The organism is bacterium (assembly GCA_028821235.1).
GTDB lineage: Bacteria > Actinomycetota > Acidimicrobiia > Spongiisociales > Spongiisociaceae > Spongiisocius.
In genome coordinates, this window is sequence record JAPPGV010000035.1 from 20,379 (window position 1) to 39,392 (window position 19,014).

At 64.6% G+C, this 19,014-nt stretch carries 19 protein-coding genes; 12 read left to right on the top strand and 7 right to left on the bottom strand.

The features are described 5' to 3' along the window. The first annotated feature begins 163 nt into the window (after positions 1 to 163). From OXK16_04105 to add, 4 genes are all read left to right on the top strand, one after another. Entirely contained in the window at positions 164 to 367 is a 204-nt protein-coding gene (locus tag OXK16_04105) for a type II toxin-antitoxin system HicB family antitoxin (GenBank protein ID MDE0375129.1), read from the top strand. Next, positions 364 to 570, top strand: coding sequence for a type II toxin-antitoxin system HicA family toxin (locus OXK16_04110; GenBank protein MDE0375130.1), 207 nt, complete (start codon positions 364 to 366; stop codon positions 568 to 570). The genes OXK16_04105 and OXK16_04110 overlap by 4 nt, the downstream gene beginning before the upstream one ends. A gap of 84 nt (positions 571 to 654) precedes the next feature. After that, positions 655 to 1,443, top strand: coding sequence for a nucleoside phosphorylase (locus OXK16_04115; protein MDE0375131.1), 789 nt, complete (start codon positions 655 to 657; stop codon positions 1,441 to 1,443). A gap of 12 nt (positions 1,444 to 1,455) precedes the next feature. Further along, entirely contained in the window at positions 1,456 to 2,565 is a 1,110-nt protein-coding gene (gene add / locus OXK16_04120) for an adenosine deaminase (GenBank protein ID MDE0375132.1), read from the top strand. Between the two features lie 21 nt (positions 2,566 to 2,586). Here add and OXK16_04125 read toward each other — a convergent pair whose 3' ends face one another. The 3 genes from OXK16_04125 to OXK16_04135 are packed head-to-tail and all read right to left on the bottom strand — an operon-like array spanning position 2,587 to position 5,783. Continuing rightward, a complete protein-coding gene (locus OXK16_04125; GenBank protein ID MDE0375133.1) occupies positions 2,587 to 3,780 on the bottom strand; it encodes an acetate/propionate family kinase in 1,194 nt (397 codons plus the stop codon). 29 nt (positions 3,781 to 3,809) lie between these two features. After that, on the bottom strand, positions 3,810 to 4,331 hold the full coding sequence (locus OXK16_04130) for a UGSC family (seleno)protein (protein ID MDE0375134.1): 522 nt from the start codon (positions 4,329 to 4,331) through the stop codon (positions 3,810 to 3,812). Positions 4,332 to 4,340: 9 nt separating this feature from the next. Beyond that, a complete protein-coding gene (locus tag OXK16_04135) occupies positions 4,341 to 5,783 on the bottom strand; it encodes a thioredoxin family protein (protein ID MDE0375135.1) in 1,443 nt (480 codons plus the stop codon). A 166-nt stretch (positions 5,784 to 5,949) separates the two neighbouring features. Here OXK16_04135 and OXK16_04140 point away from each other — a divergent pair, with 166 nt between their 5' ends. From OXK16_04140 to OXK16_04150, 3 genes are all read left to right on the top strand, one after another. Further along, positions 5,950 to 7,086, top strand: coding sequence for an amino acid ABC transporter substrate-binding protein (locus OXK16_04140; GenBank protein MDE0375136.1), 1,137 nt, complete (start codon positions 5,950 to 5,952; stop codon positions 7,084 to 7,086). Between the two features lie 235 nt (positions 7,087 to 7,321). Beyond that, positions 7,322 to 7,582 (top strand): acyl carrier protein, encoded by a 261-nt coding sequence (locus tag OXK16_04145; GenBank protein MDE0375137.1) that lies wholly within the window; start codon positions 7,322 to 7,324, stop codon positions 7,580 to 7,582. Between the two features lie 148 nt (positions 7,583 to 7,730). Continuing rightward, positions 7,731 to 8,492 (top strand): methyltransferase domain-containing protein, encoded by a 762-nt coding sequence (locus tag OXK16_04150; GenBank protein ID MDE0375138.1) that lies wholly within the window; start codon positions 7,731 to 7,733, stop codon positions 8,490 to 8,492. Positions 8,493 to 8,524: 32 nt separating this feature from the next. Here the strand turns inward: OXK16_04150 and OXK16_04155 are convergent, their stop codons facing one another. Then, positions 8,525 to 8,887, bottom strand: coding sequence for a hypothetical protein (locus OXK16_04155; protein ID MDE0375139.1), 363 nt, complete (start codon positions 8,885 to 8,887; stop codon positions 8,525 to 8,527). Between the two features lie 214 nt (positions 8,888 to 9,101). Here OXK16_04155 and OXK16_04160 point away from each other — a divergent pair, with 214 nt between their 5' ends. Beyond that, the gene (locus tag OXK16_04160) at positions 9,102 to 9,932 is read left to right on the top strand and encodes a polysaccharide deacetylase family protein (protein MDE0375140.1); all 831 of its coding nucleotides are present in this window, start codon (positions 9,102 to 9,104) and stop codon (positions 9,930 to 9,932) included. 117 nt (positions 9,933 to 10,049) lie between these two features. Here OXK16_04160 and OXK16_04165 read toward each other — a convergent pair whose 3' ends face one another. Genes OXK16_04165 through OXK16_04175 form a run of 3 tightly spaced genes read right to left on the bottom strand, consistent with a single transcriptional unit; the run spans position 10,050 to position 12,950 of the window. Then, entirely contained in the window at positions 10,050 to 11,816 is a 1,767-nt protein-coding gene (locus tag OXK16_04165; GenBank protein MDE0375141.1) for an SLC13 family permease, read from the bottom strand. Beyond that, positions 11,813 to 12,256: a hypothetical protein gene (locus OXK16_04170; protein ID MDE0375142.1), complete on the bottom strand. Its 444-nt coding sequence runs from the start codon at positions 12,254 to 12,256 to the stop codon at positions 11,813 to 11,815. Before OXK16_04170 ends, OXK16_04165 begins: the two co-directional genes overlap by 4 nt. Then, positions 12,231 to 12,950: a DUF433 domain-containing protein gene (locus OXK16_04175; GenBank protein MDE0375143.1), complete on the bottom strand. Its 720-nt coding sequence runs from the start codon at positions 12,948 to 12,950 to the stop codon at positions 12,231 to 12,233. The genes OXK16_04170 and OXK16_04175 overlap by 26 nt, the downstream gene beginning before the upstream one ends. 337 nt (positions 12,951 to 13,287) lie before the next feature. Between OXK16_04175 and OXK16_04180 the strand changes: the two genes are divergently transcribed. From OXK16_04180 to brxC, 4 genes are read left to right on the top strand one after another with little or no spacing between them, the layout of a single operon-like run. Continuing rightward, a complete protein-coding gene (locus tag OXK16_04180; GenBank protein MDE0375144.1) occupies positions 13,288 to 13,797 on the top strand; it encodes a BrxE family protein in 510 nt (169 codons plus the stop codon). A 4-nt stretch (positions 13,798 to 13,801) separates the two neighbouring features. Beyond that, positions 13,802 to 14,572 carry a DUF1819 family protein gene (locus tag OXK16_04185; GenBank protein ID MDE0375145.1) on the top strand — a complete coding sequence of 257 codons (771 nt, stop codon included), beginning with the start codon at positions 13,802 to 13,804 and terminating at the stop codon, positions 14,570 to 14,572. Then, positions 14,559 to 15,152: a DUF1788 domain-containing protein gene (locus OXK16_04190; GenBank protein ID MDE0375146.1), complete on the top strand. Its 594-nt coding sequence runs from the start codon at positions 14,559 to 14,561 to the stop codon at positions 15,150 to 15,152. Before OXK16_04185 ends, OXK16_04190 begins: the two co-directional genes overlap by 14 nt. Next, entirely contained in the window at positions 15,149 to 18,634 is a 3,486-nt protein-coding gene (brxC, locus tag OXK16_04195; GenBank protein ID MDE0375147.1) for a BREX system P-loop protein BrxC, read from the top strand. The genes OXK16_04190 and brxC overlap by 4 nt, the downstream gene beginning before the upstream one ends. The last annotated feature ends 380 nt before the right edge of the window (positions 18,635 to 19,014 follow it).

Below are 19,014 nucleotides of genomic sequence, written 5' to 3' on the forward strand. Positions count from 1 at the left end.
AGCCTCGTCCAAGAGCAATCTGAGTATGGGAAACTGGTTCGTGATCGCGAACCCTCCACCAGCGTAAGAGCCACCGCACCACAGGGGAGGCAGCCACGATTCGGTAGACTCTTCTGGCGTGTAATTCGGAAAACCATCCGGGGTGCGGTTGGTAGGAGAGCCCATGAAACTGTCGGTTATCGTCCATCGAGCTGAAGAGGGTGGATACTGGGCAGAAGTGCCGGCCATACCAGGATGCGCCACCCAGGGGGACTCCTTCGAAGAGTTGCTATCCAACATCTACGAAGCGGTCGAAGGCTGCCTCTCGGTGGCGATGGACAACGGTGCAGTTCCGGACGGGGGCAGGATTATCGAAATAGCCGTATGAAGGCAGTCAGCGGCAAGCGCCTATGTCGGCTGCTGGAGGTACGCGGCTGGCAACTTGCCCGTATAAGGGGCAGTCACCACATCTATACCAAGCGCGGCTCCGATGCCCGCATCTCTGTACCGGTCCACCGAAACACCACTCTCAAGCGCGGTCTGCAAAGACACCTCATGAAGCTGGCCGGTATTGAAGAGACGGATTTGTAGCCGGCGCGCCAACACCCGCAGGGTGGCAAGCCCGACTCTCACTAGCCTTGGTCAGCGGACCACGACCCCTGAACGGATACGGCCATGGGAACCTTCGACAAGTCGGCTATCGACAAGGACGCGCGGCAGTACGCCACCCGCATCCGCCGTGGGGACGTGGGCCGCTACGTGCTCCTGCCGGGGGATCCGGCCCGGGTCGATCGGATCGCGACCCATCTCTACGATGTCGAACCGGTGGCGGACAGCCGGGAGTTCCGGACGATCACCGGCAGGTACCGGGGCATCGAGGTCAGCGCCATGTCCACCGGTGTCGGGTGCCCGTCCGCCTCCATCGCCGCCGAGGAGCTGGTGAACGCCGGTGCCACCCACCTGATCAGGGTGGGCAGCACCGCAGGTATCCAGCCCGGAATCAGGACGGGAGACATCGTCATCAACACCGGGGTGCTCCGCAACGACGGCACCTCTCGAGCCTACGTACCGGACACCTATCCGGCCATCGCCGACCACTTCCTGGTGCACGCTCTCATCGGGGCGGCGCAAGAGCGGCGGCGGGAGGCGGGTTTCGGGTTGCACATCGGCCTCGGCGCCTGCGACGACGCCTTCTACGCGGAGACGCCCGAGTGGATCGAGCGCCATGCGAGGCTCGGTCTGCTGAACATCGAGATGGAGAGCTCCGCCATCCTCACGGTGGCCCAGCTCCGCGGGGTCCATGCGGCGATGGTGTGCGGCGTGTCCGGGAGCCTGGTGGAGGCCGACTTCGACTACGACCGGGGGGAACACGGCAACCAGCGTCTCGTGGAGGCCTGGGAGAACGCTATCGCGATCGCGCTGGAGGCGATCGTCAGGCACGACACGGAGCATTCCGCTCCCTAGGCGGGCGTGAGGTTGAGCGACCGAACGGCCTCCCCCGAGCTGGACCGCTTGATCGCGGGGATGCCAAAGGCCGAGCTGCACATCCACCTCGAGGGGTCCGTCCAACCGGCCACGGCTGTCGAGTTGGCCCGGCGCCACGACCTCGTCCACACCCTGCCCACCACCGATCCGGACCGGCTTGCCGACTGGTTCGAGTTCACGGACTTCGCGGACTTCATCCGGGTGATCACGGCCGTCCAGAACCTGATCAGGACGCCCGATGACTTCGCGCTGGTCGCCTACCAGGCGGGCGCCGCCATGGCGGAACAGAACATCCGCTACAGCGAGCTGACGGTCTCCCCCTACAACCACACGCACATCTTCGACAAGGGATTGACAATCGACGCGATCCTCACCGGCCTGGAAGAGGGGCGGAGCAGAGCCAGGGCGGACTTCGGAGTCGAGATGCGTTGGGTGTTCGACATCGCCCGGAACTTCTGTTTCTCCGGCCCGGGAGGCGTCTACGACCCCCATCCGGCCGACACCACGCTCCGTTACGCACTCCAGGGCCAGGAGAACGGTGTGGTGGCCCTGGGAATCGGAGGCAACGAAGAGGGGCGCCCGCCGGAACCCTTCGCGCATGCCTTCCGCGAGGCCGGACGGCAGGGCCTCGGGAGGGTCCCGCACGCCGGAGAGTCGCTGGCGCCCTGGGCTGCCGGTCACGTTCGTGGATCGATCGAAGCGCTCGGCGCGGATCGCATCGGTCACGGCATCGGGGTGATCAAGGACCCCCACCTCCTCGCCATGTTGCTGGACCGCGCCATACCTCTCGAGGTATGTCCCACCAGCAACCTGAGAACCCGGGTCTGCGAGCGTCTCGCTCTCCACCCCTTCCCGCACCTCGACGGGATGGGCTTGACGGTCACGCTCAACAGCGACGACCCGCCTATGTTCGGGAACACCCTGAACGACGAGTACCGGCTGCTGTCCACCGGATTCGGCTACGGACCGGCGGACCTGGCCCGGATCGCTCGCAACGCCTTCACGGCCGCCCTGTGCGAGCCCGCTCTACGCCGGTCGTTTCTCGATGAGTTCGACGCGTGGACCCGCACGCACGGCTTGGAGGCAACCTCCAAGCGCTGACGATGCTCCGCGTGACCCCTCTCAGGACACGCGGTCGTTGAGGAGACGGGAGGTGTCCCGGGCTATCAGGGACTCCTCGTCGGTGGGGATCACCCATATGTCAAGGGATCCGGTGTCGGCGGAGATACGCCTCTCCCCCTCGCCACGGTTGCGGGCGGGATCCACGACCAGGCCCAGCGTCTCCACACCGCTCAGGATGCGACTACGGACCTCATGGCTGTTCTCCCCGATGCCGCCGGAGAAGACCACCCCGTCGCATGGCGCGACCTGTACCAGGAAGGCGCCCAGATACCGGCGGACCCGGTGGGCGAAGGCCTCCACGGCCAGGGCGGCGGCTCGATCGCCGGCACGGGCGCGGTGGGCAACCCGGCGGAAGTCGGACGATATCCTGCTCAGGCCGAGCAAGCCCCCCTCTGTCTGCAGACCTCGCCGGACTTCGGAGACGGGCAACCCCGCCTCCAGTAGGTGGAACACCACCGCCGGATCGATGTCGCCGCTCCGAGTGCCCATCACCAATCCCTCCAAAGGCGTCATGCCCATGGAAGTGTCCACCGCCTTCCCGTCCCGGATCGCGCATGACGAGGCGCCGGCGCCGAGATGGAGGGTCACCAGGTTGGGCCGGGGGTTCTCCAGCAACCGGGCGGCTCGCTCCGCCAGGTACCGGTGGCTGATGCCGTGGAACCCGTACCGCCTCACCCCGAAGTCCCGCCACCAACGCTCGGGGACCGCGTACCGGTAGGCGTGCGGGGGAAGCGTGGAGAAGAAGGCGGTGTCGAACACGGCCACCCCCAGGGCTCCCGGCAGGAGCTCGCGGGCGGCCCGGACACCCGCCAGGTTGGCCGGGTTGTGGAGCGGGGCCAATGCGCCCAGGGACTCGACCTCCTCGATGACCGCGCGGTCGATCACCACGGACTCGGAGAAACGGTCACCTCCATGCACAACCCGGTGGCCCACCCCGACGATCTCGGACGGGTCGCCGATCGGCGGTGGTGACCCCCACCCGGCCAGGGCCTTGACGATCGCGGCTACCCCCTGCCGGTAGTCCCCGACCTCTATCTCTGCTTCGAACTCCTGGTCGCCTGCGGCGTGGAGGTGTCTCGGCCGTTCCCCTCCTATACCGTCGATGATCCCGCCCGCGAGCAGGTTCTCCGCCCCCGGCCCGTACAGCTTGTACTTGATCGACGAGCTGCCGCAGTTGATGACCAGTACGAGCACCTGATCCCTTTGCGGGTGCTCCGGGGCTACTAGCGTTGCCCGGCCGTCAACGCGGCGAGGATGGCGGGAAAGGCCGCTTCGGCGAGAGCCCGCATCTCCTCGTCGGTACGCTGCTGGATCGGATGGTCGGTGAGCACCCGGCGGGGGTGCATGCCAAGGGCCTTGCCTTGTGCGTCGACCGCCTGCGCGAAGCGGTCAGAGGCCACGAACACGCCCGGCACGCCCAGGTCTTCCAGATCGACTATGTCGTGCACACTGCACGACGCGCAGGAGCCTCAGTCGGCCAGGGCTTCGATCACCGCCCCGCATTCGGCGGCGATCTGGCGGCGCAGGTCGAGCGGCGCCGGCTTCGAGAAAGTGGGCTTGCGGTAATGGCGCACCGCCACCCCCATCTCGGTCAGCAACTCGTCCAGCCTCCTGATGAACACGTCACCACGAGGCTTGGAGATATCCAGCAGGCCGACCGTTCCGGTCGCGATGTCGGCGGGACGAGGGCTGATGGGCCGCTCCCCGGTGGTTCTCTCGCTGGTCGGATCCAACAGTGTCGTCATGAAGCACCTCTAATGGTCGATCGCCACGGTGGTTATCTCCGAGCCGGCCCTGCCACCGACCCAGCCCGAGATTATCGCCGAGAATCCTCCCGCGTCCCCGCCCGCATGGACGAACCACAGACCTTCGGGGCCGAACTTCGGAATCTCCTCCCGCCGGTCCGCCAGCCAGGGCGGCATGCCCTCGGCTGCCCCGCCCGCCCCGGCCACCATCTCCGAGGTCGGGAGCGTGAGCAGCGAGTGGATCTCCTCGCCCAGACGGACCTTCGTCCAACCCGCCCGCCGAAAGAGCCGGGCATGTTCGGGGGAGACTACGACGATCGCTTCGGACATTCCCGCCAGCTTCGGGTGCGCGACCATCCGCAGCTGCAGCGCCAGGGTCCTGGCGAGCGACTCGGGAGTGCGGGACTTCTGGTCGACCACCTCGAGCGGTCCGTGGGCGGCGAAGAGCGTAACCGTGGACTCCTCGGGCGAGAAGCCCCGTTCGACCGCCAGAGACTCCCAGGGAGAGCCTTCCTCGTCCTCCGGGAAACAGAACGCGAGCTTGCTCGGGCTGCCGAAGGTCGCCTGATCGACTCCACCGGGACGGGCGCCGCCGACGTTGCGGACCACCAGGTTGAGAGCCCGCCCGATGGTGAGGTTGGCCCGGTTGCCCTGGCCGAGCACGTTGACTCCCGGGTTCATCCCGATCTGCCTCCGCACCGGCCCGTTGACGATCAGCACCGGCCCTGAGAAATAGGTGGTGGCCGACACCCCGTGGATGTTGAAACCGCGCCCGGCCGCCGCCTTCACCGCGGCCAGCACCACCGGCAGGTATTCGGGCCGGCAGCCGGCCATCACCGCGTTGATAGCCACCTTCTCCACCGTGCACTCGGCCAGATCGGGTGGGAGGGTGCATAGCACCTGGGCGGGAGGAAGATCGGTGCCCTCCAGCATCCGCGCCACCCGCTCTTCGGTCGGAGGAACGACCGGAAGGCCGTCCGTCCATCCCCGGGCGAAGGCGGCCTCCACGGGATCCTCGGCAGTCCCGAGTTCGATGCGCTGCGACAACATGGGATAGGGCGAATGGCGCCGGAGAAGCCTCTGGTAGTTGTCGGGCAGCATCGTGTCCGAGCCGCATCCAGGCCGCTGTTCCGGAAGTCCGGCCCCCAGGCCGGTCGCTCCGGTCACGCGTTCCCATCCGGAGCGGTACCACCCGGCCTGCTCGTCGGCCACCTCACCGTCCTCTATCCGGTACACGGTGGGGGTCGTCTCGGTATCGAGACGCCACGAGATGTCCAACTCCCCGTCGTGGACCACCTCGAAACCCTCGGGAAAGCGGGCTTGATCCTGGGAGACGATCACCACGCCGTCCTCCCGCCCGGCGAGTTCAGCCAGCACGGGTACCACCAGATGGCAGGTCTCGCAGTCATCCTTGACCACCACCAGCAATCCGTCAGCGATGGGCAGGCTCATGGCTTGCAGGTCCTCTCCGGTGTCACGATTCCAAGATAGCCATCGAACCTTCTTCTCGGCGAGCCTCGGGGGCCTGGTTAGCCTTGACACGCGCGCTCCCGTTCGGAAGGACCAGCGTTGTGGCGAAGGTATCGGTGTTCACGAAGGAGCCGGTTCCCTCATGTCGATGAAGCGAGTCGTTGCGCTGCTTGGTGTGCTGGCCCTGACGCTCGTCGCTTGCACAGGCGACGAAGCAACTACGACACCGGCGGAGACCGCCGCCACGTCCGCGGGAGAGGTGGCGACAACGGTCGCGGAGGTGACCGTGGCAACACCGCCCACCGGAGGCACCCTGGCCCGGGTTCAGAACCGCGGCGCCTTGCGTTGCGGGGTTGGCGACAGCGCGATCGGTTTCGCGGAGCCCCAAGAGGACGGCTCGTACAACGGCTTTGACGCCGACTTCTGCCGTGCGGTAGCCGCCGCGATATTCGGCGACGCCGACGCCGTGGAGTTCGTCGGCACCACCTCCGCCGAGCGGTTCACCGTGCTGGCCGCCGGCGGGGTCGACGTGCTGTTCCGTACCACCACCTGGACCCAGAGCAGGGACACGGAACTGGGCGGCGACTTCGGCCCCACCACCTTTTACGACGGCCAGCGGATCATGGGCAAGGCCGAACTCGGGTTCACCGATGCATCGACGGTGGCTGACGTGGACGGCGCCCGGGTCTGCGCCAACGCCGGTACGACAACCGAGAAGAACATCACCGAAGGCGCCCGGGTTGCCGGCGCCGAGATCGAGCTGGTGACCACCGAAGGAACTCCCGAGGCGATGGAACTGTTCCGCGGAGGTTCGTGCGACCTCATCACCTCTGACGGGTCACGGCTGTTCGGTGAGCGCTTCTCGGCCGTAGCGAACGGGGAGATCAGCGAGGGCGAATGGATCATCTTCCCGAGATCCCCGATCTCGAAGGAACCCCTCGGTCCCATGTACCGCCAGAACGACAGCCAGTGGGCGGACATCATCAACTGGACGGTGTACGCGCTGGTGATCGCCGACGAGAAGGGCATCACCTCCGCCAACATCGACGAGATGGTGGCCGACCCGCCCGATCCGGAGGCGGGCCGCCTGCTCGGCGTGGGCGAGGACGAGCTGCAGACCAAGATGGGTCTTCCGGCCGACGCCTTCGCGCAGGCCATCCGCGCGGTGGGCAACTACGACGAGATCCATGTGCGGAACCTGGGGCCTCTGGGCATCACCCGAGCCGGTTCGATCAATGCCCGGTGGACCGAGGGCGGCCTGATCTACGCACCGCCCGCCCGCTGACCGGGAGACCTCGACACCCCTGACGGATAGACCGTCCGGCACACGACCAAGGCTCCTGATCCCGCCGGCCGCGTTCAACGGGCCGGAGGGCTTGCGTCGGTCTGCGCGGCGAGCACTTGAACTCTCCTGAGCAGGCCGCAGGATCTGACAGGAGCTCCCTGCCCATTGACACGGATATGCCACACGGCTACGGTCATCCCGACCAATGACAACCCGCCTGGGAAGGTCATTATTAATGGGTAATACCGAAGCACGGCTTATAAATCTCGTCAACAGCAACATCGAGGTAGACGGCCAAGCCCTTGACATTCCGAGTGACCCGAAAGTCAGCCTTGTGAACGCCGGCGTATCGTCGATGGACATCATTGCTCTGGCCAAGCTTGTCTCCCGGGAGTTCAACGTCGAGTTCACCGTTGAGGAGTGTGTCTCGCTCAGGACGCTGAAAGAGGTCGTTGACTTCCTCGACAGCAAGGCGGCCTCGGCCACAAGTTCGTAGTCCTCGCTCTTGTCGGGCCAGGACGCCCCTGAAGACGCCTGGGTCGCAGCCCTAGGGGTGATCTGTAGCCTCTGGACGAGGGTTGACCGGGGAGTAAACGATCAAGCGGCCCGACAACGAGCTCTATACCCACGGGTACCACGAGGCCATCGTCAGCACCTTTGCGCAGCGCACGGCCGAGGAGTGCGCCGCATTCCTGCTGCCCCACCTGCGTGCCGGGACAGTGGTGCTCGACATGGGTTCGGGGCCGGGGACGATAACCGCCGGGCTGGCTCGACGGGCAGGGCGCGTGATCGGCTTGGACGCCTCCGAGGAGATGGTGGAGGCGGGTCGCAGCCTGGTGACGGACCAAGGGATCGACAACGCCACCTTCCGGCTCGGTTCGGCCTATGACCTTCCCTGGGGGGACGGCTACTTCGACGTGGTCTACTCCCACCAGCTGCTCCAGCATCTGGCCGAACCCGTCCGGGCCCTGCGAGAGGCCCGGAGGGTCCTCAAGCCCGGAGGCCTGCTTGCGGTACGCGAGGCCGACTACGGGACGATGGTCCACTCCCCCATAGATCCGACTCTCACACGGTGGCGCGAGCTGTATCACCAGGTGACCTCGGCCAACGGGGGCGAGGCCGACGCCGGGCGCTTCCTGCTGTCCTGGGTCATGAGGGCGGGGTTCGCCGATCCTGTCGTCACGACGCGGACCACGACCTACGCCACGCCTGACGAGCGCATCGCCTGGGGCGGTCTCTGGGAGGTGCGGATCGTCGAGAGCGACTTCGCCGAACACGCAACCAGGAACGGGTTGGCGACCCGCTCCGAACTGGTCGAGATATCCGCCGCCTTCCGGCGCTGGACCGGCCGACCGGACGCCTTCTGGGCCTTCCTCCACGCGGAAGTGCTGGCGGTCAACCCGTGATCATCCTCGAGTAGGGCGGGATCGGGACTCTCCTACCCCGTATCGCCGCGGAGTTCTCGCTCGAGGTGGTCAAGGAACCCGGCCGGATCCTTGCGCAGGGAGGCGATCAACTTCCTGTCCGCGGCCACGCGCCAGGTTCCCTCATCCCCCACCAGCACGGCCGGTAGGGACCCGGCCGCGGCTAGCTGTAACTCCGTGGCCATGTCCCGGTGGATCAACTCGATCGGCACGGCGCTCGCCCGGCAGGCTTCGCGCCATGATCGCTTGCCGAAGGCGTTCCAACCGTGGGTCAGTTCGCACAATCCGCAGTCGCTCCTGCCCAGGACCTTGTCCACGGAGTAACGCAGCTCACCCGACATCCCGCCGTCCGCGTTGTAGATTCCGACGACCCTCACTTGGCACCTCTTGAAGACGCAAGTCTTGAACCTGCCCTGTCCTCGAAACGATAGGCGCCGCCATGGCCATGAGTTCAACGCCTGGCCAATCCGCTCGACAACTTCGAGGCGCGACCGGGCCTCCCGGCATAGAATCGCGACATGGCCGGCAGGGGATCCGCGTCGCTTTGCTGACCGTCAGCGTCCGTGAGTCAGCAACGTGAAGGAGGAGAGGATGGACCCGAAATGGCCCGGTGGCAAGGCTGTGGCCGCCTTCTTCTCGTTCGACCTCGACGGCGAGTCGTGGCTGCTCTCCGTTGACCGGCGCAACGCCGACCTCCCGATCACCATGTCACAGGCCGCGTACGGCCCCAAGGTCGGCGTCTACCGCATCCTCGACGTCCTGGCCGAACTCGAAGTCCCGTCCACCTTCTTCGTACCCACGTGGGTGGCCGAGCGCTATCCGGGTGCGGTTGAAGCGATCCTCTCAGGTGGACACGAACTCGGCTTGCACGGCCACATGCACGAGCGTCCGGACCTCCTGTCCGAGGAGGAGGAGATCGAGGTAGTGGAACTCAGCATCCGGATCCTCACGGAGATGTCGGGCCGAGCGCCCATCGGCCACCGCGCGCCGGTGGCCGAGATCAGCCCGGCAACCAACCGCATCCTCGCCGAGAGGGGCGTCGAGTACACGTCGAACTACATGGACTCGGTCATTCCGTACTTCCACGACATCGACGGCCTCTCGCTTCTCGAACTTCCGATGCACTGGGCAGCCGACGACTGGGGATTCGCGATGGTCTCACCCAATGCCTACCCCGCACCGCACGTCAATCCGGTCACGACCAATGACCACGTCGTTTCCGTGTGGTCGTGCGAACTCGAAGGGATCCGGGAGGTAGGTGGGCTGTTCACCCTCGTCAACCACCCCCAGGTCACAGGCCGTCCATACCGGATCGACACGTTGCGGCGGACCATCACGCTCGCCCACGAGATGGACGCATGGATCGCAAACGGGGAGGAGATCAACGCTCATTGGAGGTCACTGCCAGCACCGGGGCAATAGCAACCGCCTTCCCCTTCCGATCTCTTGTGAGTCGACGCTGCCCCGCGCCGGCGACCGGCTCCAGCAGGAACGTGGAGAGCCTTACGGATGCGAGTCCGGCCGCGCCGCCGGGTCTTGTCAGAACGCCCAGAGGCGGGGGATGAAGATGACGGACAGGATCCAGAAGAGAATGTTGAGCGGCATCCCGGCGCGCAGGAAGTCGGTGTACTTGTACCCCCCTGGGTTGTAGATCATGGTGTTGGTCTGGTAGCCGACCGGCGTGGAGAACCCGGTGGAGGCGGCAAACGTGATGGCCATCAGCAACGGCTGGGGATCCACTCCGATCTGCTCCGCGGTGGAGATGGCGATCGGAGCAAGTAGCACCGCCGCCGCGGCGTTGCTCATCGTCTCGGTCATGAGGGCAGCCAGCAGGTAGATGGCCGCAAGGACGGCCACCGGTCCCATGTCACCCACCAATCCGACTGCGAACTCGGCCATGACGCCGGCGACTCCGCTGGTGTTCATGGCGATTCCCAAGGGGAGCACCCCGGCCAGAAGGAAGATGACCTGCCAGTTGATGGCGTGGTAGACCTCCTCCGGGCGGAGAATGCGGGTCATCACCAGGGCGACGCAGCCGAGCAGGGCGGCGGCCAGGATCGGCAGGACATCGAAGGCGGCCAGACCCACGACCGCCACCAGTATCCCGATGGCCAGCGGGGCCTTACGACGCAGGACCGAGCCGGGTACTTCGTTGAGGACGATGAAGTCGCTGCTGTCGCGCATGTCCCGGATCGCCGCTTCCTGCGCCTGTACCAGCAAGGAGTCGCCCACGTCGAGCTTGATCGATCTGAGCTTGTCGTTGATGGTCTCGCCCTTGCGCTGCATCGCCAGCACCAGCGCCCGGTAGCGGCTCCGGAAGTCCAAGTCCTTGAGTGTGCGCCCTATCAGCTCCGAATCAGGCGCCACCAGGACTTGGACGAGGCGCAGGTCCTCGGTCTGGAGGGTCTCGTCGCGCAACGTGAAGTCAGCGTCTATCCGCAGCCCCATCGTGCCGCGGAGGCGGATCAGGTCCGGCAGGGAACAGTGCACGAGCAGCACGTCCTCGGGCTGGATGACCCGGCGAAGGGGAGCCCATCCTTCCTCGCCCGCATCGAGGACCCGCAAGACCGTTATGTCGTGGTCCTCGCCCAGCTTGCTGTCGAGCACCGAGCGGCCCACCAGCGGGGAATTGTGCCGGACCCTCAACTCTGTCACGTACTCGCCCAGGTGATACGCGTCCGCCAGCTCCTTCACCTGGCGGTCGGGCAACAGCCACCGTCCGAAGATCAGGAAGTAGGCAACTCCCGCCACGAAGAGGATGAGCCCCATCCGGGTGAACTCGAACATCCTGAACGACCCGTATCCGGCCTGCTCGGAGATCGAGCTGACCAGGAGATTGGTGGAGGTGCCGATCAGGGTGCACACCCCGCCGAACTGGGAGGCGTAGGAGAGGGGTATCAGGAGCTTGGACGCCGACAGCCGCCGGCGGTTGGCGAGGAGGGTCACCAGGGGTATGAACACCGCCACCGCAGCCGTGTTGTTCACGAAGGCCGACATGATGGTGATCGTCACCATGATGACCACCAGAGCCGTGTAGTGGTTCCGGCTGAACCGCACCATCAGCCGTCCCACCGCTGCGGTTGCGCCCGTCTTCTGCACCCCGGCGCCCAGGACGAACATGCAGGCCACGGTCAGGGTCGCCGGGTTGCTGAAGCCGGAGAAGCCCTCCTGGAGCGTCACCAGACCGAGCACCAGCAGCACTCCCAGGCCCAGCATGGCCACGATGTCCAGGGGGTACTTCTCGGAGATGAACAGCGCCACGATCCCGACGAGAATCACCACCACCAAGATGCCCTCGACGGTCATGTCAGCCCATCACTGAAAACGGTGGGAGGATGTGGAATCGGCATCTTTCTGATCTGGGTCTTGTGCACGGCATAGAGAAACGGACCTGGATGGTCGCACGCCTTAACGATACGAGGAAGGTTCCGAAGAAAGCGACGCACCATCTCCTCAGCAGCAACGTTCTGGTTGGCAAGGTAGAAACACCGTACTTGGTTGCCTATGATCGCTTCACGTTGGTCTCGGAGCCGGCCGATGCGCTTGTCCTTGGTGAAGACAATCCAACCGTTCGAGCCGGCGAGCTCGAGCCACTCGGCATCACGAATCTTCTGATCTCTCGGCCTGCCATAGTGCTCGCTTAGCGTCACCAGGCGCAAACCGAACTTACGGAGGAGTCGCGGCACCTTTATGGGGCCGAGGCTTCGATCGAGAAAGAGCTTAGGCAGCCCTTCGGGATGCGACACGTACAGCGTCCTCTATCTGATCCGTAGGAATACCGAACTCTTCCCTGAGTTCCGCGACTGACTCGCCGGCAAGGAACCGGCCAACCAGATCCTCGACCCGGTATCCGCCCGTTACGAAGATGGGTGCCCCAGATGATCGGGTGGGGTCCACCACGACCTGCGCGTGGCGATACGCGGGTACTCGAAAAAGTTCCACATAGCCGTCCTCGGAATACTGGAAGCCTTGTAGATACTCCTCGATCGCTTCTGTGAAGACACACTGACGGTTGCGGATGACCACCAACCGTCGCGCGGCGCGACCTGCCTCTTCATCAGGATGGCGCTCCGAGAAGTCGTACAACAACTCGGCCCCATCCGTATACAGCCTCTTGTGCGCAAGGGCGTGGCGCAGGCCCAGCCCTTCCTGTAGCTTCTTCAAGGCGGGCCTGATTCGTTGCATGGGTACACCGCTCCCTCGGACAGCAGCCAGCACCGTTGCCTCGGTCAGCCCGACGAACGGGATCAGTGGCTGGTTCCGCCGCGGCTCACCCACGCTGGTGATTATCGGACTGCCCCGCACTTCGGGACGGCCTGGGGGTCGCCTCACGTAGCCTCGCGCCCATGTGGTCAGCGTGGTAGGAGGAACCTTCACGATGTCGGCCGCCTCGGTAATGGTGTAAAGCGGGTCGACGAACCTGGCGTAATCGATGGTCATGGTCGGCTCCTCCTGCCTTATCCCTCATTCAAGCACTGAAGGAGCAACTATCACGGCACCGGCGCCCCGGATGCGCGCGCATCAGATGCCGGTGGTCACAACCTTGGGCCTATGTCGGCACCCTCGGGAGTGGGGAACGTGCATCATCCTTTATGCGGCACGTGCATCGTCCTTTATCATGCCTAGGGGACCTGGGTTGTGCCGAACTCGGGGCAATGAGTCAACCGCTTCGATAGGGAGTCGATGGCGGCAATCTGCAATAATCTGATGTGCTGCTGAGGGGTTTGGGATAACCGGGAGATCTACCGCCAACGGCGTCGGTCGTACAGTTCGGCTCGTGCTCGGTGTGGCGCGCCTTGGCGAGGCTGATATGAGAGGCTGGTGGAACTGCCACGGCCTTGACGAGGTGGGCTCCTTCGTTTTGGAGCGCATGCTGCCTCGTACCTGGCGGTCGGCTGCGCTGGAACTCGACGTCCTGTCTGCTCGCCGGAGGCACGAGGACGCTCTTGCAGAGCGCAAGTCGGCGTTGCACCTCTTTTCCGATGAGCTACCTTTCCGCCGGTGGGCGACGGCCTGGCTTTCGGAACAGAAAACCGCCGACGGCGTGGACGAGCTTCTGGTTGAACTGGGCGAATGGAATGCCGACACGGCCATGAGCCGAATCCGCGACTGGACTGATGAGCCTGCGCATGGGGAGGTTCTGGCCGGCGGTCTGCGGCTGGGGAGAGTGAGGATGCCCAACCACCATGACATGGAGGCTCTCGAAAGCATCGCCCGCCGCCTCGGAGCCGCCTATCTCGATCTCGACGAGTCGTTCCGAGCGCCCTATCTCGACTTGGCGGCTTGACGGGATGGGCAAGGAATACACCTCGCGCCTGCTGAAGGGGGGCGCAGTTCTGGAAGACACCCTACGAGTGGTCGAGTTGTGGGTTCCTGGGTTATCGCCCGATGAGAACCTTCACCGAATCTCGTCTGAGAACCTGTTGGGCAAGCCTTCGAGAGCCAGGATCGACGACCTTCTCTACTGGGTGATTCAGAGGCGCTATGTAGAACCAGGCTCACACCTCCTCCCGGCGCTGAAAGGCCTGGTCCCGGATAGGCGGGCCTTCACGGAGGCCTGCTACTACGAAACGTCGCGGGACGATGACCTGTTGGCTGCGTTCGCGGAGGGACCGATTTGGGAACGGTGGAGACAAGGTCGACTGTCGGTCGAGATTCACGACGCGCTTGGCTGGCTCGGCGAACTGGCAAAGTCCGGCAAGGTACCCGAGTGGAGCGAAAGCGTCCGATCGCGGTCCGCCCAAGGGTTGCTCTCAACCCTGAGAGACTTCGGGATTCTGACGGGCGCAACCGGCGGCAGGCGGAAGGAGATCGCACCCCCCGCGATGACACCACGCGGTTTCGCCTATGTCCTCTGGCGGGAACACGAGCAGGGTGCCTCGTCGCACGCGCTGGCGACCAGCCGAGTCTGGCGCCGTTGGCTGCTCAACGAGGAGATGGTGGAGGATCTCTTCGTTCGCGCCGCCCTCCTCGGCGTCCTGCGGTTTTCACGAGCGGGGTCCTCAGTGCGCGTCGACTGGCTGGTTGAGCGGCTGGAGGAGGTCACTGGTGCCGCTGCGTGAGGAACTGCTCGCGATTGGGGAGCGCATCGTCACCCATTTCGCTACTGGTGGCGAGCCCCCGTTCATTCTCTACCAGTACCTGCCCACCGAGGAGTGGAAGGTTCGGCGCGACCTGGGGGACCTGCGGCGATGGCTCGAGGCGACCCCTCGTAGTATCAACTGCGCGGCGATTTCGCTGGCGGACCTGTTCTGGCAAGCTCTCGAAGAATCCGGATACCTTGAGGAGTTGATCGCACACGAACGCGAGGCGACTGAGGCATCTAACTCGTCGGCGTTGCGGGAGGTGGATACAGCGGTTGGGGAAATACTCCGCGAGCCGCCCACCCTTCCGGATCGTGTCATCGGCGAGGTAGCCGACTGTGGCGACCGGACCGCGGTGTTTTTGTACCGGGCGGGGGCGCTTTACCCCGCCTATCGAACCTCAACCCTGCTCGACGACCTACGAGGGCGCCTCGTCCGTCCGGTCACGCTTCTCTATCCGGGCCGTCTGTCCGGTGAGTACGGCCTGCGCTTCATGGGCCGTAACGAACCCGCCTACGGGTACCGGGCGTTGATCGTGCCCAGGGAGGCATCTGTATGAAGATCAAAGAGTTATTCCGGCGTGACATCCATCGGGTCATCGAGGAGGTAATCAAAGTCGATGTGGGTGATGAGAACATCATCGCCGGCGAACTCGACGAGTATGTAGCCACCAGGCACATCCTTGAGGAACTGGAAACCGTGCTCGACGCTTACCAGGAATCGATTAACAATCCCAATGAGACCTGCACAGTTTGGGTCTCGGGATTCTTCGGCTCGGGAAAGTCGAGTTGGGCGAAGGTTCTCGGCTACCTGCTCTGGAATCCGATCGTGATGGGTGAATCTGCCTCCGACCGGTTCTTCGGACGGACATCCGCCCCCCGCGTGCGAGCATTGCTCAACACGATCCACGCCCAAGCGCCCACACAGACGGTTCTGCTGAATCTGGCGACCGGATCCAATGTCGTGGCCAGGGAGGGTGAGTCGGTCGTCCTACCGGTCTACCGGGCTTTGCTGGACCGGCTCGACTACTCCCGTAACTTCAAGATCGCCGAACTGGAGTACACCATAGAGGGCGATGGGAAACTTGAGGACTTCGAGAGCGCCTTTGCGTCGATCATCGGGAAACCATGGAAGGAGCGCCGCTTCACCGCGCTTGCCACGTGGGACGCCATGCGGGCAGTGGATGCCGTCTACGGGAACGGTCGTGGGATTCCCAGGTGGGCCCGCGAGTTCGAGGCGCCCGACATCGACGCTGATTGGTTCGCCGCACGCGCTCTCGATCTGCTGGAGCGGCGCGGGGGCGAGGCGCGGCGGCTCGCCTTCGTCGTAGACGAGGCCGGCCAGTACATCGCCCGCTCGGTGCAGCGGATGCTGGACCTGCAGGGGCTCGCCGAGGCGTTCCAGAAGCGGCGCGGAAGCCTTTGGCTCGTTGTGACATCTCAGGAGACGCTCAACGACGTAGTCGACAGTCTGGAGGCAAAGCAGGTCGAGCTGGCACGGGCACAGGCGAGGTTCCCGCTACGGGTGGACCTTTTGCCCTCCGACATCGACGAGGTAACCGGTAGGCGGGTGCTCGACAAGACCGACGAGGCGCAACGGTCCGTGCGCGAAGCCATCAGGCCGCACCGCAACCAGCTGATCCGCAACGTCCGCCTGTCCTCTCCGACCCGCTCCGCCGTGCCCTCCGAGGACGAGTTGGTCCGTCTCTACCCCCTTCTCCCTCACCAGATTCAGCTCCTCATCGACGCGGTGTCGGTACGGCGCACTCATGGAGGCGCCTCTCCCACCGTCGGCGGCTCGAACCGCACCCTCATCAAGCACGCCCAGCAACTCATCGCCCATCCCAGACATGGGCTCGGTAGCTGCGAGGTCGGAACCCTTGTCACCCTCGACCGATCCTTCGAGCTGCTCGAGGAACTGATCCCCACCTCATGGCGATCCGAGGTCGCTCAGGTGGCCGACCGGTACGGCAGCGACAGCAATGAAGCTCGGGTGATGAAGGTCGCCGCCTTGTGCGTCGAGATTCCCGCTCTGCCACTGTCAGCGGAGAACATCGCCGCTCTGCTCCATTCCGAGATCGCGGGCGAGAATCAACAGGACAGAATCAATGCCGCTCTTGCCCGCCTGGTCACCGATGATCGCCTGCGCGAGACAAACGACGGTTACAAGCTGCAATCACCCGAGCAGAAGGACTGGGAGAAAGACCGGCGAGGAATCGATCTGACGCCAGGAGCATCGGTACGTCTCCGGCGCGAGATGCTCAAACAGGCCTTGCGCGGCCTTACCGTTACTCGAGGCCGAACCTTCAGAGTCGAGGTCACGGTTGAAAGCGAGAAGGTCGTGCCCGGGGAACTTCCGCTACACATTGCCGAGGCGGACGACGCGGAACGTAACGATCTGCGGGCGGAGTCACGTGAGTCTGCCAATCAGGAGGTCGTGTATTGGGTCTACGTACTGGCGTCGGAGACATGGGAGGCGCTGTTGGATCTGCATCGGAGCCGTGTCATGATCGAGCGGCGGGACACACCCAACAAACCAACGGCCGATGTCGGACTCCTGGCCGAGGAACGCGAGCGCGAACGTCGGTATGAGGCGACAGCCATGCAACGGTTGACCCGTGACCTGACATCCGGCAGGGTGATCTTCCGTGGACGCATCGAGGACATCGACGGCACCCGCCTGCGCTCAACGGTACAACGCCTTCTCGGCGAACGGTTGGATGAGATCTATCCCCAACTGCATCAGTTCACCGCCAACATGAAGAGTAAGGATGTGATCCAACTACTCCGCACGACCGACCTCGCCACGTTGCCAGAGGACCTCCGAGAGGAGGGCATCGGCTTGGTGGAAGTCACTCCCGATGGATACGTGCTGGTAACCAATCGAGGCCCGCTCGATGCCCTCGTCAGCGAAGTAAGCAAGCGAGCTTCATACGGTTATGAAGCCACCGGCGCCTACCTGGAGACTCACTTTGCCAAACCGCCCTTCGGGGCACAGGTCGAAGTCGTACAAGCACTGTGCGCAGCCGCCTTACGGACCGGTATGGTCGAGACCATCCATCAGGGGCAACTCATCGTCAACGCCAGCGACCGACGCCTCGACCAAATGTTCGGAACCCTGCCCCGGTTCAGAGCTGCTGCCTTCCGTCCCCCGACGCACACCGACGTCCCGATCGACTTGCGGGTCGATCTTGCCAAGAGGCTCGAACACTACGGGCAATACCTTTCCGGTCCCTCCACCGAAGTACTTGCCGATTCAGTTCGCGACACCTTTGGCCCCCACCGGGAAGTAACGGTCCGGGTCATCGCTTCTTTGACGGGCCTTGGCATAGCCATACCCCGATCAGTTACTCGCGCGCAAGGGATCATCGGGCGGCTCATCAGCGGCGACGATGTCGAGGTGGTCACCACGGCCCACAGTACTTGGGCGGATCTAACAGACGGGAGCGCAGCCGTCGCCAGCTTGAGCGACTTGCTGGATAACTCAACCGACGATCTCCGAGCCGCTCAGCGAGAGGCAAGCCGCTCTCCCGGCGGCCTGCCCACCGCGTTCGTGCAGGAGCACGCGGAACTAGTCGACCTTCTTGCCGCCGGTGACCTCGTCGATCACACCCCCCGGATTTTGGCCCTCACACGGCGCCTCGCCGAACGACGGCAGGCAGCCGCACAGGAAGCAGCAGATCGTCTCAACGAAGTCATCGATGAGACCAGGGCGAACCTGAGACGAGAGTTCAAAGACGTGGCCGACGGCGCGGTTGCCGAAACGTTACGGCCTATCGAGCAACTCATCCCACCCGATGACTTGACTTCGGCGGACGCCTACGAACTGGAAGTACGTATCGACAGCGCACGCGCAAGGGCTAGGGAGGCTACGCATCACCTTGAGGATCTACGAGCGAGCGGGCAACTCGCCTGGGTCCGTGTGGGCGACCTCATCGCGGAGCCCATTACCGCCGAGGACCAGATCGACCCCATCCTCGATCGCATCCGCCAGGCCATTGCTGCGGAGTTGGCAGAAGGTAAGCAAGTCCGCCTCCAATGACCGACGCCCTCGACACCGATCAGCGCAGCAAGCTCGGACGCTTGATCGGTCGCGGGCGTGCGCTGCTGGAGCGCGATCTGGCCACCCAAGCTTCGGGTCGATTCGGCATCGACGGCGATGGCACCGTAGCCGCGGAGTCGACTTTGCAACTTGACGAAGCAGGCCTTGCTTCTCGTCGCGAAATAGTGGAGGTCGTAGAGCATCTCCGTAGCGAGGGTCACTCCGCCCCGGACGCGGTCGCCCGACTTCTCCGAGAAGCCGTATTCACCCACCTCAACCGTCTCGTAGCCATCCGGATCGCGGAAGCTCTCGATTTGCTTCCAGAGTCACTGGCCCGGGGCGACCGATCACTGGGATACCGAAACACCCGGGAATTGGCA

Bases quoted from the DNA above. Each gene is read 5' to 3' on its own strand.
- OXK16_04105 (MDE0375129.1), top strand. From the start codon at position 164: ATGAAACTGTCGGTTATCGTCCATCGAGCTGAAGAGGGTGGATACTGG.
- OXK16_04110 (MDE0375130.1), top strand. From the start codon at position 364: ATGAAGGCAGTCAGCGGCAAGCGCCTATGTCGGCTGCTGGAGGTACGC.
- OXK16_04115 (MDE0375131.1), top strand. From the start codon at position 655: ATGGGAACCTTCGACAAGTCGGCTATCGACAAGGACGCGCGGCAGTAC.
- OXK16_04135 (MDE0375135.1), bottom strand. From the start codon at position 5,783: ATGAGCCTGCCCATCGCTGACGGATTGCTGGTGGTGGTCAAGGATGAC.
- OXK16_04140 (MDE0375136.1), top strand. From the start codon at position 5,950: ATGAAGCGAGTCGTTGCGCTGCTTGGTGTGCTGGCCCTGACGCTCGTC.
- OXK16_04145 (MDE0375137.1), top strand. From the start codon at position 7,322: ATGGGTAATACCGAAGCACGGCTTATAAATCTCGTCAACAGCAACATC.
- OXK16_04160 (MDE0375140.1), top strand. From the start codon at position 9,102: ATGGACCCGAAATGGCCCGGTGGCAAGGCTGTGGCCGCCTTCTTCTCG.
- OXK16_04165 (MDE0375141.1), bottom strand. From the start codon at position 11,816: ATGACCGTCGAGGGCATCTTGGTGGTGGTGATTCTCGTCGGGATCGTG.
- OXK16_04175 (MDE0375143.1), bottom strand. From the start codon at position 12,950: ATGACCATCGATTACGCCAGGTTCGTCGACCCGCTTTACACCATTACC.
- OXK16_04185 (MDE0375145.1), top strand. From the start codon at position 13,802: ATGGGCAAGGAATACACCTCGCGCCTGCTGAAGGGGGGCGCAGTTCTG.
- brxC (MDE0375147.1), top strand. From the start codon at position 15,149: ATGAAGATCAAAGAGTTATTCCGGCGTGACATCCATCGGGTCATCGAG.